The organism is Pseudomonas sp. QTF5, from assembly GCF_000512695.2.
GTDB lineage: Bacteria > Pseudomonadota > Gammaproteobacteria > Pseudomonadales > Pseudomonadaceae > Aquipseudomonas.
The window spans coordinates 12661-28433 of the sequence record NZ_AZRW02000046.1 but is presented as its reverse complement, the minus strand read 5'-3'; the positions used below and the strand labels follow the sequence as shown (position 1 = coordinate 28433).

The 15773-nt window shown below is 59.6% G+C and carries 13 protein-coding genes; 9 read left to right on the top strand and 4 right to left on the bottom strand.

The annotated features are described in order from the left end of the window. Nucleotides 1-100 precede the first annotated feature (100 nt). From IC37_RS25505 to IC37_RS25475, 7 genes are all read left to right on the top strand, one after another. Nucleotides 101-1759: a Na/Pi cotransporter family protein gene (locus tag IC37_RS25505; RefSeq protein ID WP_030127863.1), complete on the top strand. Its 1659-nt coding sequence runs from the start codon at nt 101-103 to the stop codon at nt 1757-1759. Between the two features lie 56 nt (nt 1760-1815). After that, entirely contained in the window at nt 1816-3195 is a 1380-nt protein-coding gene (locus IC37_RS25500; RefSeq protein ID WP_030127864.1) for a pitrilysin family protein, read from the top strand. Nucleotides 3196-3451: 256 nt separating this feature from the next. After that, entirely contained in the window at nt 3452-4480 is a 1029-nt protein-coding gene (locus IC37_RS25495) for a DUF5924 family protein (protein WP_030127865.1), read from the top strand. Between the two features lie 54 nt (nt 4481-4534). Next, on the top strand, nt 4535-5683 hold the full coding sequence (locus IC37_RS25490; RefSeq protein WP_030127866.1) for an ABC transporter permease: 1149 nt from the start codon (nt 4535-4537) through the stop codon (nt 5681-5683). Beyond that, nucleotides 5680-6483, top strand: a complete 804-nt coding sequence (locus IC37_RS25485) for an ABC transporter ATP-binding protein (protein ID WP_030127867.1) — start codon at nt 5680-5682, stop codon at nt 6481-6483. Before IC37_RS25490 ends, IC37_RS25485 begins: the two co-directional genes overlap by 4 nt. A gap of 1 nt (nt 6484) precedes the next feature. After that, a complete protein-coding gene (locus tag IC37_RS25480) occupies nt 6485-7423 on the top strand; it encodes an MlaD family protein (protein ID WP_030127868.1) in 939 nt (312 codons plus the stop codon). After that, nucleotides 7420-8046 carry an ABC-type transport auxiliary lipoprotein family protein gene (locus IC37_RS25475; RefSeq protein WP_030127869.1) on the top strand — a complete coding sequence of 209 codons (627 nt, stop codon included), beginning with the start codon at nt 7420-7422 and terminating at the stop codon, nt 8044-8046. The genes IC37_RS25480 and IC37_RS25475 overlap by 4 nt, the downstream gene beginning before the upstream one ends. A gap of 117 nt (nt 8047-8163) precedes the next feature. On the opposite strand, the gene IC37_RS25470 is transcribed toward IC37_RS25475, so the two are convergent. The 4 genes from IC37_RS25470 to IC37_RS25450 all read right to left on the bottom strand — a co-directional run bounded on the left by IC37_RS25470 (nt 8164) and on the right by IC37_RS25450 (nt 12178). Then, nucleotides 8164-9393 carry a nucleoside recognition domain-containing protein gene (locus IC37_RS25470; protein ID WP_030127870.1) on the bottom strand — a complete coding sequence of 410 codons (1230 nt, stop codon included), beginning with the start codon at nt 9391-9393 and terminating at the stop codon, nt 8164-8166. Between the two features lie 219 nt (nt 9394-9612). Continuing rightward, on the bottom strand, nt 9613-10944 hold the full coding sequence (gltP, locus tag IC37_RS25465; RefSeq protein WP_030127871.1) for a glutamate/aspartate:proton symporter GltP: 1332 nt from the start codon (nt 10942-10944) through the stop codon (nt 9613-9615). A 700-nt stretch (nt 10945-11644) separates the two neighbouring features. Beyond that, nucleotides 11645-11809, bottom strand: a complete 165-nt coding sequence (locus IC37_RS25455) for a DUF1328 domain-containing protein (protein WP_003177151.1) — start codon at nt 11807-11809, stop codon at nt 11645-11647. An 81-nt stretch (nt 11810-11890) separates the two neighbouring features. Further along, a complete protein-coding gene (locus IC37_RS25450) occupies nt 11891-12178 on the bottom strand; it encodes a hypothetical protein (protein WP_030127872.1) in 288 nt (95 codons plus the stop codon). 440 nt (nt 12179-12618) lie between these two features. Between IC37_RS25450 and algB the strand changes: the two genes are divergently transcribed. Both algB and IC37_RS25440 read left to right on the top strand, forming a co-directional pair. Beyond that, nucleotides 12619-13965 (top strand): sigma-54-dependent response regulator transcription factor AlgB, encoded by a 1347-nt coding sequence (gene algB / locus IC37_RS25445; protein WP_030127873.1) that lies wholly within the window; start codon nt 12619-12621, stop codon nt 13963-13965. A gap of 10 nt (nt 13966-13975) precedes the next feature. Continuing rightward, a complete protein-coding gene (locus tag IC37_RS25440; RefSeq protein WP_030127874.1) occupies nt 13976-15766 on the top strand; it encodes a KinB sensor domain-containing domain in 1791 nt (596 codons plus the stop codon). Nucleotides 15767-15773: the final 7 nt, after the last annotated feature.

Sequence of the window (15773 nt, the reverse complement as noted above, 5' to 3'; positions counted from 1 at the left end):
CCCAGACCGTTAGCCAACTACAGCTTAAGTACAGAACGTAGAAAAACGCGCGGCACCGTCGACTTGCCCCACTGGGGCGCTGCCACCACAGGGGGTCTGCATGCTCACCCTGCTCAATCTGTTATCAGCCGTGACCTTGTTGATCTGGGGCACGCACATCGTCCGAACCGGCATCCTGCGGGTTTATGGTTCCAACTTGCGTCACGTGATCGCCCATAACATGTCCAGGCGCTGGTTGGCGTTTCTCGCCGGGATCATGGTGACCGCCATGGTCCAGAGCAGCAATGCCACCGCCATGCTCGTGACCTCGTTTGTCGGTCAGGGCCTGATGGCGCTGACCCCGGCTCTGGCGACCATGCTCGGTGCTGACGTCGGTACCGCACTGATGGCGCGGGTACTGACCCTCGACTTGTCGTGGCTGTCGCCGTTGCTGATTTTCCTCGGGGTGATTTTCTTTCTGTCGCGCAAGCAGACCCGGGTCGGACAGATGGGCCGGGTCAGCATCGGTCTGGGGCTGATCATTCTCGCGCTGCAACTGATCGTCGAGGCCGCGGCCCCGATCACTCAGGCGCAAGGGGTGAAGGTCATCTTCGCCTCACTGACCGGCGATATCTTGCTCGATGCCTTGGTCGGCGCGCTGTTCGCGATGGTTTCCTATTCCAGCCTGGCTGCCGTCCTGCTGACCGCGACCCTTGCCGGTGCCAGCGTGATCAGTTTGCCAGTGGCCATCGGTCTGGTGATCGGCGCCAACATCGGCAGCGGCATTCTTGCTTTCCTCAGCACCAGCATGCAGAACGCGGCCGGCCGTCAGGTGGCGCTTGGCAGCCTGTTGTACAAACTGATTGGTCTGCTGCTGATCATTCCGGTGCTCGATCCGCTGGTGCACTGGATCGACAGCCTCAACTTCAGCCCTCAGGAAATGGTCATCGGCTTCCACCTGCTCTACAACACCGCGCGCTGCCTGATCCTTTTGCCCAGCGTCGGGCCGATGGCCAAGCTCTGTGCGTGGTTACTGCCAGAGCGGCCGGACATCAATGGCACGGCCAAACCGCGTCATCTTGACCCGACTGCATTGGTTACCCCGAGTCTGGCGCTGGCCAATGCTGCTCGGGAAACCCTGCGCATCGGCGATCTGGTCGACAGCATGCTCGAAGCCATGCTCGATGTGCTGCGCGGCAAACAGACCGCCGTCACCCAGGAAATGCGTCGCCTGACCGATGATGTCGAAGCGCTCTACAGCGCCATCAAACTCTATCTGGCGCAAATGCCCCGCGAAGACCTCAGCGAACAGGACAGTCGGCGCTGGGCGGAAACCATCGAGCTGGCAATCAACCTGAAACTCTCCAGCGACGTGATCGAACGCATGCTGCGCAAAGTTCAGCAGCAGAAAACCTCGCAGCGCCGGTCTTTCTCCGAGGTCGGACTGGAAGAGTTGGCGGGGCTGCACAGTCAGCTGATCGCCAATCTGCGTCTGGGGTTGTCGGTGTTCCTCAGTGCCGACCCGGAAAGTGCTCGACAGTTACTGCGTGAGAAACGTCGCTTTCGCGCACAGGAACGCCGCCTGGCCCACGCTCATGTCAGCCGTTTAAACCGCAAGATCGTGCAAAGTATCGAGACCAGTTCGCTGCATCTGGAACTGATTGCTGACATGAGACGCTTGAATTCGCTGTTCTGCAGCAGCGCCTATGCAGTGTTGGGCACTTCGGACACCGGCGCTCTGGCGGTCGACGATTTGACTGACATCACTCATTCACCCTGAACGTCCACAGTTGCCTGAAGTCTGTTGAACTTACGCTGGTCGTACGGAAACTCGTTATGCGTTGTCTGCTGTTCGCTTGTCTGTTGCTTGGCTCACTGCCTTCATTTGCCCTGGATCGCTTTCAGGTCGAGGGCTACACGTTGCGCAACGGCCTGCAATTGGTCCTCAAACCCGGCACTGAGCGCGGGCATGTGGCGATCCGATTGGTGGTTGGCGTAGGCCTGGATGATTTCAGCTGTGCCGACAAGGAGCTGCCGCATCTGCTCGAACACTTGCTGTTCAGCGGCATCGACGCCACCGGCGAAGGCGGCCTGGAAGAACGCATGCAGGCCTTGGGCGGTGAGTGGAATGCCTACACCAGCAATGCCGACACGACTTTCGTCATCGAAGCCCCGGCGAAAAACCAGCGCAAGGTCCTCGACCTGTTGTTGGCGCTGCTGACTCAGACCCGTATCGACGACAATGCGATCAACGTCGCCAAGCAAGTGGTCGAGCGCGAAGACGGTGGCCATTATTCGCACCTGCAACGCTGGCTGGATCGCCAGGATCTGGGCCACACCGCGAGTAATCAGTTGGCGGTGGAACTGGGCCTCAAATGCCCCGAGCGCGCGCAAGTCGATCACCTGACCCGCGAGCAGCTGGAGAAGGTGCGCAAGGACTGGTACGCGCCCAACAACATGACCCTGATCGTGGTCGGTGACCTCGACCGCCTGCTGCCGGCCTATCTGGAACGGGCCTATGGTGCGCTCGAAGCGGTTGAGCCTAGCGCTCACCTGCCGCTGCCAGACATTCAGGCCAGCGCGGCCCACGAGCGCAATTTGAGTAACGGTTTCGTCGGCGGCGGTGCCAAATTGCATTGGCTGGTGCCGGAACCGGTGCTGCAAGACCAGCATGACGAAACCTTCGACCTGCTCAAGGACTATCTGGATTGGGCGCTCTATCGCCAATTGCGCCTGACCCATGGGTTGTCTTACGGGCCATCGGCCGAGCGCGAGGTATTTGGCGGGGTGGGCTTCATGAGCCTGAACGCCGACCTTGATCGCGACGACGTGCTGGCAGCGGAACAGGTGCTGGATGAGCTCAAAGCCGATTTGCTCAAGAACGGCCTCGACGCGGCCACCTTCGCCCGTCTCAAGCAAGCCGCCATCGCTCGCCAGACCTGGGCCGTGCAAGGCAACAGCGTCTTGGCGGACTATTACTGGAGCGCCCTTGGCGACTACCAGGACGGACATTTCGTCAACCCGGCCAAGGCACTGCAAGACGTGACACTGACCGAGGCGAACAAGGCGATGCGTGAGTTGCTGCTGCAGCCGGGGTATCTGCGGATCGAGAAGCCGCTGATGAGTTATGACCAGGTGATGTGGGCGATTGTCGGGGGATTTGGATTGATGGTGCTCGGAATATTGGGGTGGCGTGTTCACCGCAGAAAGCAATGATTCCCCTGTTGCAATGGGTTTTGTGTGGCGAGGGAGCTTGCTCCCGTTGGGCTGCGAAGCGGCCCTGAAAAACGGCACCCCGGTTTATCAGACACACCGCATTCGCCGATATTGCGACTGCTGCGCAGCCGAGTGGGAGCAAGCCCCCTTCACCACAAGGTTTTGGGTTCGATCAAAGTGACCGCAAGCCTCGCCACAGGGCCCCCCGGGCGGTACCCTGTCGAGGATTTTTCCCACGACTATTGTGAATCGCCGAATGCCGAATCTGACCCTGTACGTACAGCGCATCCTCGAATTGATGAAGCGCTATCCCGGGGTCATTGCGCTTGGCGGTTTCATCTCCGGGGTCGGCAGCTTCATGCTGGTGGATCGCCAACAAGGTCTGGCGACGTGGATCACCACCATCATGCTGGTCAGCTGGGTCTGGTTGATGCTGGAAAACAGCCTCACCAAGCTGTTCGCCAGGGTCTTCAAGCGCGAAATACCCCAGCCACTGCTGCGTTACGCAACGCAGATGATCCATCAGGAAAGCCTGTTCTTCGTCCTGCCGTTCTTTTTAATCACCACCACCTGGAACAGCGGCCAGTTGTTCTTCACGGGATTACTGAGCATGGCGGCGCTGATTTCGATCATCGACCCGCTCTACTACAAATGGCTGGCACCGCGCCGCTGGGCGTTCCTGGCGCTGCACACCCTGACCTTGTTCGCGGCCCTGCTGACCGCCCTGCCCGTCATCCTGCACCTGACCACTGCCCAGAGCTTCAAGCTGGCGCTGGGCATTGCCATGGTGCTGTCGTTCCCGAGCCTGGCCTCGATCTTCCCGATTCGCACCGTGCGCAATGCGTTGGCGATCCTCAGCATCACCGTCGGCATCGGCGCCGCCGGTTGGGTGCTGCGTTCCTGGGTTCCGCCGGCGACCCTGTGGATGACCGATGTAGCGATCAGCACCCAAATGCAGGATCGAACCCCCGGCAAGAGCCTGGAAGAAGTCAGCGCCGCGCAGATTCGCGGAGGTGGTTTGTACGCGTACACCGCCATCAACGCTCCGCGGGGGCTGGCCGAGCGGATTTATCACGTCTGGATATTCAACGGTAAAGAAGTCGACCGAATCCCTCTGGACATCAACGGGGGGCGCAAGGAAGGCTACCGCGCCTGGACCCACAAGCAGAACTTCCCCGGTAACCCCGCGGGCAAATGGCAGGTTCGGGTGCTGACTGAGGACGGTCAGTTGATTGGCGTGCTGCGCTTCAAGGTCATGGACAGCACACCCGTCAAAGAAAAGTAACGCGGTTCGTGCTATTAGTCAGATCTGCGTAATAGCCGAACAAGCACGGAGCTTATGACCAGCAGCACAATGCCCGGCAGTGCCCAACTGGACACCTCGCACAACCCTGCCCTGTTGCGGGTCACGGGTGACTGGACGCTCGCCCATTACGCCAATCTCAGCCACCTGAGCGAAAAGCTCCGTGGCCAATATGACAGCAACGCCCACATCGATCTCAATGGCCTCGGCGCGCTCGATACGGCGGGTGCGTCATTGCTGGTGGAGCTGCTGGGGGCCGAGCGTCTGGGCAAGTCTGCCGAACACCCCGATTGCACCCTTTCTTCCGCTGATCGCGCCTTGTTGCAGACGGTGTACTGCTCACTCACCGATTTCTGCGTGCCGATCAAAGAGCCGGAAATCAGCGTCGGCATTCAACTGCTGGCCCGCATCGGCCGCGCGGTCGACGCAGTCTGGCGGGACACGCTGCAACTGTTGGGTTTCGTCGGCCTGATCCTGGAAACCATCGCTCGCGGACTGTTTCGTCCCAAGCGCTGGCGCCTCACGCCGATGGTCGCCCATATCGAGCAGACCGGTCTCGACGCCGCGCCCATCGTCGCCCTGCTGACCTTTCTGGTGGGGGCTGTGGTGGCGTTTCTCGGGGCAACGGTGCTGGCCAGTTTCGGCGCGAGTATTTTCACCGTGGACCTGGTGGCGTTCTCTTTTCTGCGGGAGTTCGGCGTGTTGCTCACGGCGATCCTGATGGCGGGTCGCACCGCCAGTGCGTTCACCGCGCAGATCGGTTCGATGAAGGCCAACGAAGAAATCGACGCGATCCGCACCCTCGGCCTCGACCCGATGGAGTTGCTGGTAGTACCCCGCGTCCTGGCGTTGCTGGTGGCGCTGCCGATGTTGACCTTTCTGGCGATGGTGTCAGGGATTGTCGGCGGTGGCGTAGTCTGCGCGCTGTCGCTGGGTATCTCGCCGGCAATGTTCCTGTCACTGCTGCAATCGGACATCGGCGTTCAGCACTTTCTGGTAGGGATCGTCAAAGCGCCGATTTTTGCGTTCCTGATTGCCGCCATCGGTTGCCTCGAGGGCTTCAAGGTCAGCGGCAGCGCGGAGTCCGTCGGCGCGCACACCACGTCCAGTGTGGTGCAATCGATTTTCGTGGTGATCGTGCTCGACGCCGTGGCTGCGTTGTTTTTCATGGAGATGGACTGGTGAGTCGTTTACCCCGAGCGCCTTCAGAGGCGGTGATTGAAGTCCGCGGGCTGTGCAATCGCTTCGGCCGCCAGAGCGTGCACGAGAACCTCGATCTGGATTTGTACAAGGGCGAGATTCTGGCGGTGGTTGGCGGTTCCGGCAGCGGCAAATCGGTGCTGCTGCGCAGCATTGTCGGCCTGCGTCAGCCCAGCGAAGGGATGGTGAAGGTCTTCGGCAAGAACTTGCCGAGCCTGTCGGAACACGAGCGCTCGCTGGTCGAACGGCGGTTTGGTGTGTTGTTCCAGAAAGGTGCCTTGTTCTCTTCGCTCACCGTGACCGAGAACGTCGCCCTGCCCCTGATTGAACACGCCGGCCTGAGCCGTGCCGACGCCGAGCACCTGGCGGCGGTGAAACTGGCGTTGGCCGGGCTGCCGTTGTCGGCGGCCGACAAATACCCTGCTTCATTGTCCGGCGGCATGATCAAACGCGCGGCCCTGGCCCGGGCACTGGCGCTGGACCCGGACATCCTGTTTCTCGACGAGCCCACCGCCGGTCTAGACCCAATTGGCGCCGCAGGCTTCGATCAACTGATCCTGACCCTGCGCGATGCCTTGGGCCTGAGTGTGTTTCTGGTGACCCACGACCTCGACACGCTCTACACCATCACCGACCGGGTGGCAGTGCTGGCGCAGAAGAAAGTGCTGGTGGCGGACGCCATCGACAAGGTGTCGGAAACCGATGATGCGTGGATTCACGAATACTTCCATGGCCCTCGCGGCCGCGCGGCGCTGACGGCCGCTAACCAGCTCAACGAGGTCTGACATGGAAACCCGAGCTCATCACGTATTGATCGGCCTGTTCACCGTCATAGTGGTGGCAGGCGCCCTGCTCTTCGGTCTGTGGCTGGCTAAGTCCAGCGTCGATACCGAATTCAAGGATTACGAAATCGTCTTCAACGAGGCGGTCAGCGGCCTTTCCAAGGGCAGCGCCGTGCAGTACAGCGGGATCAAGGTCGGCGACGTGGTGATGCTGCGCCTGGACCCGAACGATCCGCGCCGGGTGTTGGCGCGGATTCGCTTGGGCGGAGACACTCCGATCAAAGAAGACACCCAGGCCAAACTGGCGCTGACCGGGATTACCGGAACCTCGATCATCCAGCTCAGCGGTGGCACGCCGCAAAGTCCGACGCTCAAGGGCAAGGACGGCAATTTGCCGACAATCGTAGCGTCGCCCTCGCCCATTGCCCGGTTGATGAATGACAGCAACGATCTGATGGCGGGCGTGAACGTGTTGATGCACAACGCCAATCAGTTGTTTTCCTCGGAGAACGTCGCGAGCATCAGCAAGACCCTGGAGCACTTGGAGCAAACCACCGGCACCATCGCCGACCAACGTGGCGACATTCGTCAGGCGATGCAGCAACTGGCTTCGGTTGGCAAGCAGGCCAGCGCCACCCTGGAACAGACCACCGCGTTGATGCGTAACGCCAACGGCCTGCTCAACGATCAGGGCAAGCAGATGTTCGGCAGTGCCGAGCAAGCCATGAAGTCCCTGGAACAGAGCAGCGCGACCATCAACACGTTGCTCTCCGCCAATCAGGATTCCCTCAACAACGGCATGCAGGGCCTCAATGGCCTGGCACCGGCGGTGCGTGAGCTGCGCGATACCTTGAGTTCGTTGCGGACCATTTCCCAGCGGCTTGAGGCCAACCCCAGCGGTTACCTGCTGGGCAATGACAAGAACAAGGAGTTCACGCCATGAAGCTGGCTCATCTCGCCCTCCTCGCCGGTTTTGCGTTGGTCGCGTCCTGTTCGATTTTCCCCAAGACCGAGCCGTCCGATGTCTATCGACTGCCGTCGGCACAGAGCGACGCACCGGCCCATCACGGCACGCCGCAGCGCTGGTCGTTGCGGCTGGCCAAGCCTCAGACCAGCGAAGCCTTGAACAACCCGAAAATCGCGGTGATACCTCAAGGTGACCTGATCAGCAGCTACAAGGCTTCACGCTGGAGCGATCCGGCACCGGTGCTGTTGCGCAATCGTCTGCTTGATGGTTTCCAGCGTGACGGTCGCGTGCCGTTGCTCAGCACTGATGACAGCAACTTCCAGGCGGACCTGGAACTGGGCGGTAACCTGCAAGCGTTCCAGACCGAGTACCAGGGCACGGCGGCGAGCGTGGTCGTGCGCCTGGATGCGTTGCTGGTGCGTGGGTATGACCAGCGAATCCTCGCCAGCCGGCGCTTTGAAGTGCATCAGCCGTTGAGCGATGTGAAGGTGCCCGCGGTTATCGCCGGTTTTGGCCAGGCGAGCGACCTGTTGACGGCACAGGTGGTGGCTTGGACGGTGGAGCAAGGTCAGAAGGTTGCGCCGCCGCTGAGGCCCTGAAGCCACCGCTGAACCCCTGTGGGAGCGGGCTTGCCCGCGATAGCGGTGTGTCAGTCAACAGAGATGTTGAATGTACCGGCCTCTTCGCGAGCAAGCCCGCTCCCACAGGTTTTTTGGTTAACCAAAGAACCAGTAACAGACGCCGATCGCGCCAAGCACACCCGCCAACTCCGCCAGCAATGCACACCCCACCGCATGCCGCGCGCGCTGAATGCCCACCGCGCCGAAGTACACTGCCAATACATAGAAAGTTGTTTCGGTACTGCCCTGAATCGTCGCCGCCACCAGCGCCGGGAAGCTGTCGACTCCGGAGGTCTTCATGGTTTCGATCAGCATTGCCCGTGCGGCGCTGCCGGAGAAGGGTTTGACCATGGCCGTTGGCAGCGCGTCGACGAAGCGTGTGTCCCAACCGGCCCACTCCACCAGATGACGAATCCCGTCCAGACCGAAATCCAGCGCCCCGGATGCTCGCAGCACGCCAACGGCACAGAGCATCGCCACCAGATATGGCAGCAGGTTCTTGGCCACGTCGAAGCCTTCTTTGGCGCCTTCGATGAACGCCTCGTAGACCTTCACTTTGCGTAATGCGCCGATCACTAGAAACAGCATGATCAGCCCGAACAGCGTCAGGTTGCCGAGGATCGATGACAGGCCCGCCAGAGCGGTCGCCGAGAGCGTCGCCAGCAGCGCCATGAACGCACCGAGGGCCAGGGCACCGGGAATGAGATAGGCGAGCACCACCGGGTCCCACAGGCGCAGACGCTGCATGAACGCCACCGACAACAGGCCGACCAGGGTCGAGCAGCTGGTCGCCAGCAGGATCGGCAGAAACACTAGGGTCGGATCGGGTGCGCCTTGCTGGGCGCGGTACATGAAGATCGTCACCGGCAGCAGGGTCAGGGATGATGCGTTGAGCACCAGGAAGAGGATCTGCGCGTTGCTGGCGATGGTGTCGCTGGGGTTGAGCTCTTGCAGCGCCTTCATGGCTTTGAGGCCGATCGGCGTGGCGGCGTTGTCCAGGCCCAGGCCATTGGCGGCGAAGTTGAGGGTGATCAGGCCGATGGCCGGGTGCCCTGGCGGCACCTCCGGCATCAGGCGCAGGAACAGCGGGCCCAGCGCCTTGGCCAGCCATTCGACGATCCCGGCCTTTTCGGCAATCCGCAGAAAGCCCAGCCAGAGGGTGAGGGTGCCGAACAGCAGGATCATGACCTCGACCGACAATTTGGCCATGGCGAAAATGCTCTCCACCATCGCCGCAAAGATCCCGGCGTTACCGCCGATCAGCCACTGCGCGAGCGCCGACACGGCCGCCACGATGAAGAAGCTTAGCCACAGCCCATTAAGCATCAGTCAAATCCCCCGGAAGATGCGGCGAATGATAGCGGGGTAGGCAGAAACGACAAACCCCGGATTTCTCCGGGGTTTGTTTAGTACTGCTAGCAAAAGACCAATGTGGGAGCGGCGGTGCGACGATTCGACTTGCTTGCGAAGAGGCCGGAACATTCAACACCTCTGTTGACTGATCCACCGCTTTCGCGAGCAAGCCCGCTCCCACAGGGTTTTGCGTCAGTTGCTGGAAATCTCGCCAACCGGCAGCTTTTCCTTGCTGCGCCAGTGCGGCAGGGAGTTCCAGTAGCGCTCGCCCTTGGCGTCGTCGTACATACCTTCCCAGCGTGCGATGACCAGCACGGCCAAGGCGTTGCCGATCACGTTCAGCGCGGTACGGGCCATGTCCATGATGCGGTCGACACCGGCGATGAACGCCAGGCCTTCCAGTGGAATACCGACGCTGCCCAGAGTGGCCAGCAGGACCACGAAGGACACACCCGGTACGCCGGCGATGCCTTTGGAGGTGACCATCAGCGTCAGCACCAGCAGCACTTGCTGGCTGATGGACAAGTCGATGCCATAGAGCTGGGCAATGAAGATCGCCGCGATGCTCTGGTACAGGGTCGAGCCGTCGAGGTTGAACGAGTAACCGGTCGGCACCACAAAACTGCAAATGGCTTTCGGCGCGCCGTAGGCTTCCATCTTCTCGATCACGCGCGGTAGCACGGTTTCGGAACTGGCGGTGGAGTAGGCCAGGACCAGCTCATCCTTGAAGATGCGCATCAGCTTGATCACCGAGAAGCCGAACAGGCGAGCGATCAGGCCCAGCACCACGAAGGCGAAGAAGGCAATGGCGAAGTAAACCAGGATGACCAGTTTGGCCAGCGGCAGCAGAGAGGCGAAGCCGAAGTTGGCCACGGTCACCGCGATCAATGCGAACACGCCGATCGGGGCGTAGTTCATGATCATGTGGGTGACCTTGAACATGCTTTCCGATACGCCCTGGAACATCTTCACCAGAGGCTCGCGCAGATCCGATTGCAGGCTCGACAGACCGAGACCGAACAACACGGAGAAGAAGATGATCGGCAACATCTCGCCACGCGCCATGGCCGCAAAGATGTTCGACGGGATCAGATTGAGGATGGTCTGGATGAACGCATGTTCATGCTGAACCTCGGCGGCAGTGGCCTGGTACTTGGAAATATCCACCGTACCCAGGGTGCTCATGTCGATGCCGGTGCCCGGATGGACCACGTTGGCCAACACCAGACCGACCAGAATGGCGATGGTGGTGACGATTTCGAAGTAAATGATGGTCTTCAGACCGATGCGACCGAGTTTCTTCGCGTCGCCCACCCCAGCAATGCCGACGACGAGCGAGGAGATTACGATCGGGATCACGATCATCTTGATCAGACGGATAAAGATATCGCCTGCCGGTTGCAGGACGTTGCTGATCCACCAGGCTTTTTCGGCACTGAAATGGTTGAGCAGTGCACCAATTGCTATCCCCAGAACCAGACCGATGAGGATCTGCCAGGCGAGGCTAAGCTTTGCCTTCTTCATATCTTTACCCTTACTTGCGTTTGACTCAGGCCGATGCATGAACTGAAACGCCCAATGGCGAAGTTTTGCACCGGCCCCCGTATAAGGTCCCCGCGAGCGAGCATTTACAGCTCTCAGGCAGCGAAAAAGGCGCAACTATTCCGATGCCGGGAAGCGCCGTCTAATGCCGTAAACGCCTACCCTATGCCGAATCGGCATGAGATTTTCCAACTGAAACCCGCGTCCCAGCCGGTTTGGATACGACATTCAGGCGGGCATAAGTGCCGTGAACCGGCCATTTCAGCGCAGGTCGATGTTTTTTAAATAGATGGAAAATTTGGGAAAAGGCCTACGTTTGGCTGCGAATTATCCTATCGATAACGTCGGGGCTTTCTCGATATACGGTCACGAAGAAACACCGCGAAACGGTTTTGCGGGGGAATATGCAGCAATAGCAGATGAGCTGAGTGCTCTAGATCAACGTTTTGCACGTTGAAGCCCTCCGCAAGTTCGTCGAGCCACGTCGGGCCCCGGCGAACTTGCGTCGCAGCTTTGCCTGACCCGGCCCTTACGCAGGTACTCCCCTGTACCTGTAGGTCACTCCGACCCTGAAACAGTCAGAGCGTCCCGACCCCTTGGTCATGTGTCTACCGTCCTCGGGTAGCGCGTGGAAAGAAGCGCTGTGGCCTCTTTCATGTTTCGAACTCTTTCTTCAGTTATTTCAGCCTCGACCGCGGCGGCCAAAGAAGAAGGAAGCAATGAACATCACCAGGAACACGACAAAGAGAATCTTGGCGATACCCGTGGCGGTGCCCGCGATACCACCGAAGCCCAGTACTGCGGCGATGATGGCAATGATCAAGAATGTGATTGCCCAGCTCAACATGGTGATTCTCCTTACACATCTGTTTAAAGGTGTTGCTTGTGGTGCTTTTCCGGGCGTGGCGAGCACGCCAAGTTCGTTTGCTTAAAACACCCAACGTTCTTGAGGCGTCTCATCAACATCAACAGGCTGGGCCTGGTCGACATCCATCATTCGCATTGAGTCGTTGTCAGTCAGGTTGCTGCCAGCGCTGAAGTGGGTTTGGGGGGGATGTGGAATCGACAGGTGCGGTGTCTCCGGCTGCTGGCTCTGTTCCCAGCGCAAGAATTGCTGGCCTCCAATCAAGGTGATCAACAGCGCCAGCAAGGCAAACAGGCCCTGCTGGACATGCAATGGCGAGATACGCAATTGGGCGGCACCTTGGCGATTCATCCTGAAGTTCCTCCCCACGCGGGGTCGTATTCTTTTGGCGGGCGCTGGTTCATTAAATGCCCTGATTACCCAGACTCCTGCAGCCTGCATGCCACCTTTTTGTTAGGTTTAATATGATTAAAATCAATAAGTTATATGATTTGTGAAAATTGTTTCGGAGGCATCCTGCACGATGCCTCTTCTGAGGTCGTGCGTAATGCACGATGAGCTCGCCGAAACTTTCAATATTTTTGGAATTGACGCAAGGGCACAGATGTCAGAAAGGGACGCAGGCAATCGCCGAGGAAGGGTCTATTAATAAAAAATCAGATAAATCAGTGAATTATATTGTCGTTGAGTAGATAGCTCCGCTGTTTTGTCTGGAATCGACCACACTCAATCATGCAACTTGCCCGATTTTTCCGGGCTAACTAAATCATCAATTAAAGGAGCGCAGGAACATGGAATCAGCCACTGAGCATCAAGGCCGCATTCTGCTGGTGGATGATGAGTCCGCCATCCTTCGAACCTTTCGCTATTGCCTCGAAGACGAAGGCTACAGTGTGGCCACCGCGACCAGCGCTGCTCAGGCCGAAGCCTTGTTGCAGCGCCAGGTTTTCGATCTGTGCTTCCTCGATTTGCGCCTGGGCGAAGATAACGGCCTGGATGTGCTGGCCCAGATGCGCATCCAGGCGCCCTGGATGCGGGTGGTGATCGTCACTGCTCACTCGGCCGTCGACACTGCCGTGGATGCGATTCACGCTGGCGCCGCCGACTACCTGGTCAAACCTTGCAGCCCCGACCAGTTGCGTCTGGCCACTGCCAAACAGCTGGAAGTACGGCAACTCTCGGCGCGCCTGGAAGCCCTCGAAGGTGAAGTGCGGAAACCCAAGGAGGGCCTGGATTCCCACAGTCCAGCCATGAAAGTGGTGCTCGAAACCGCGCGCCAGGTCGCCAGTACTGACGCCAATATTCTGCTTCTCGGCGAATCCGGCACGGGTAAAGGTGAGCTGTCACGGGCCATTCACGGCTGGAGCAAACGCCAGAAGAAGTCCTGCGTCACCGTCAACTGCCCGTCCCTGACAGCAGAGTTGATGGACAGCGAGCTCTTCGGACACAGCCGCGGCGCGTTCACCGGTGCCAGTGAAAGTACCTTGGGTCGTGTCAACCAGGCCGACGGCGGAACGTTATTTCTCGACGAGATCGGCGATTTTCCATTGACCTTGCAGCCAAAATTGCTGCGTTTCATTCAGGACAAGGAATACGAACGCGTGGGCGACCCGGTGACCCGCCGTGCCGATGTGCGAATCCTCGCAGCGACTAACCTCAACCTTGAAGACATGGTTCGCGATGGCCGTTTTCGGGAAGACTTGCTCTATCGCCTGAACGTCATCACCTTGCACCTGCCGCCACTTCGCGAACGCAGGGAAGACATTCTGAACCTGGCTGACCGTTTCCTGGCACGCTTCGTCAAGGAATACTCGCGCCCGGCCCGGTGTTTCAGCGACGAGGCCCGCGAAGCGCTGCTCGGCTACCGCTGGCCGGGCAACATTCGCGAGCTGCGTAACGTGGTGGAGCGCGCGAGCATTATTTGTCCGCAGGATCGGGTAGAGCTCAGCCACTTGGGCATGGCCGAGACCCCGACCAACCATACGCCGCGCATCGGTGCTGCGCTGAGCCTGGATGAATTGGAAAAAGCTCACATTGGCGCGGTCCTGGCCACGGCCGATACGCTGGATCAGGCGGCCAAGACCCTGGGTATCGATGCTTCGACCCTGTACCGCAAACGCAAGCAGTACAATCTGTGAGTCGTAATAGATGAAACTGGCGATGACGTTGCGCACCCGGCTGTTTCTGAGTATTTCCGCGCTGATGACCGTGGCGCTGCTTGGGCTGTTGCTCGGGCTGGTCAGCGTGATGCAGATGGCAGGGACTCAGGAAGCCCTGATCCGTGACAACTTCGTCACGCTGGACCTGGGATTGAAGCTGCGTCAGACCCTGGGTGATCAACTGATGATCGTGCTTGGCGAAAACCCTGACCCTGCGGCGTTCGAGGCATCCAGGCAGCATTCCCTTGAGTTGCTTGATGAAGGCATTGCTCGCGAGCCGTCCAGCGAGGGTGCCCAGTATGGTTTCAAAAAAGCGAAGGCTGATTATCAGAGCTTACTGCAGGCCTTTGATCTTTCCCGCGCTCCGGTACAGGTAGTCAATGATGACGGGGGGCTCACGGAAAAATTCAACGCCTTGCGTAACGGTTTGATCTCTGAACAGAAGCGCGCGCTGGAAAACATCACTGAGATCGAACGCAAGGCCCGGGAGCGGGCACTGTTAATTGCCGGCCTGCTTGGATTGGTCGGGGTGGCGGTGTTGTTTATCGGGTTCATTACCGCCCATGCGATCGCCCGGCGGTTCGGGGCTCCGATCGAGGCTCTGGTGCAGGCAGCTGACAATATCGGCCAGGGCAATTTCGAAGTGACCCTGCCGATTTCTTCCGCGGTGGAAATGAACCTGTTGACCCGGCGGTTCGGAATCATGGCCGAGGCCTTGCGTGAGCACCAGGCGACCAATATCGACGAGCTGCTCGCCGGCCAGCAACGTTTGCAAGCGGTGCTCGACAGCATCGACGACGGGTTGCTGATTATCGATCGTCAAGGTCATCTCGAGCACCTCAACCCGGTGGCCCAGCGCCAGTTAGGCTGGGACACCGAGCGTCTCGGCCAAGGGCTGGGCACAGCGCTTGAGCGTCCCGAACTGGATGCACAACTGCAATTGGTGTTGCGCGGCGGCACTCTGGAGCGGGCGCCGGACGACCTGAGTATCGAGGTCGATGGCGAGTCGCGATTGCTGACGTATAGCCTGACCCCGGTCAGCCATACCGAAGGTCATATTCTCGGCGCCGTGATGGTGTTGCACGACGTCACCGAACAGCGTGCTTTCGAAAGGGTACGCAGCGAGTTTGTCTTGCGCGCCTCCCATGAGTTGCGCACTCCGGTTACCGGGATGCACATGGCATTCGGTCTGTTCCGCGAGCGTACGCATTTTGCCGCAGACTCTCGCGAAGCCGACCTGCTGGACACCGTCAACGAAGAAATGCAGCGCCTGATGCAGTTGATCAACGACCTGCTGAATTTCTCTCGCTATCAAAACGGCCTGCAAAAACTCACCCTGGCACCGTGCTCCATCAAAGACTTGCTGGATCAGGCCCAGATACGCTTTGCCGGCCCGGCGCAGGAGAAGGGCATTGAGCTGCTGGTGGAAGTGCAGGGACCATTACCGCGGCTACAAGCCGATCAGGCGCAACTGGAACGGGTGCTCGACAACCTCATCGACAACGCCTTGCGCCATACCTCCCGTGACGGGCTGATACGTTTGCAGGCCAGGCGGCATGGGGAGCGGATGATTATCAGTGTCGAGGACAACGGCGAAGGCATTGCCTACGGCCAGCAGGGACGGATCTTCGAACCCTTTGTCCAGGTCGGCCGCAAAAAGGGCGGAGCCGGGCTCGGTCTGGCGCTGTGCAAGGAAATCGTGCAGCTGCATGGCGGGCGAATGGGTGTCTACTCTCGGCCTGGACAGGGTACGCAGTTCTACATGGCGCTGGTGGTATAAGCCTGAT

Coding starts and splice junctions, on each gene's coding strand:
- IC37_RS25495 (WP_030127865.1), top strand. CDS start 3,452: ATGCCGAATCTGACCCTGTACGTACAGCGCATCCTCGAATTGATGAAG.
- IC37_RS25500 (WP_030127864.1), top strand. CDS start 1,816: ATGCGTTGTCTGCTGTTCGCTTGTCTGTTGCTTGGCTCACTGCCTTCA.
- gltP (WP_030127871.1), bottom strand. CDS start 10,944: ATGAAGAAGGCAAAGCTTAGCCTCGCCTGGCAGATCCTCATCGGTCTG.
- IC37_RS25450 (WP_030127872.1), bottom strand. CDS start 12,178: ATGAATCGCCAAGGTGCCGCCCAATTGCGTATCTCGCCATTGCATGTC.
- algB (WP_030127873.1), top strand. CDS start 12,619: ATGGAATCAGCCACTGAGCATCAAGGCCGCATTCTGCTGGTGGATGAT.
- IC37_RS25470 (WP_030127870.1), bottom strand. CDS start 9,393: ATGCTTAATGGGCTGTGGCTAAGCTTCTTCATCGTGGCGGCCGTGTCG.
- IC37_RS25480 (WP_030127868.1), top strand. CDS start 6,485: ATGGAAACCCGAGCTCATCACGTATTGATCGGCCTGTTCACCGTCATA.
- IC37_RS25490 (WP_030127866.1), top strand. CDS start 4,535: ATGACCAGCAGCACAATGCCCGGCAGTGCCCAACTGGACACCTCGCAC.
- IC37_RS25455 (WP_003177151.1), bottom strand. CDS start 11,809: ATGTTGAGCTGGGCAATCACATTCTTGATCATTGCCATCATCGCCGCA.
- IC37_RS25505 (WP_030127863.1), top strand. CDS start 101: ATGCTCACCCTGCTCAATCTGTTATCAGCCGTGACCTTGTTGATCTGG.
- IC37_RS25440 (WP_030127874.1), top strand. CDS start 13,976: ATGAAACTGGCGATGACGTTGCGCACCCGGCTGTTTCTGAGTATTTCC.
- IC37_RS25475 (WP_030127869.1), top strand. CDS start 7,420: ATGAAGCTGGCTCATCTCGCCCTCCTCGCCGGTTTTGCGTTGGTCGCG.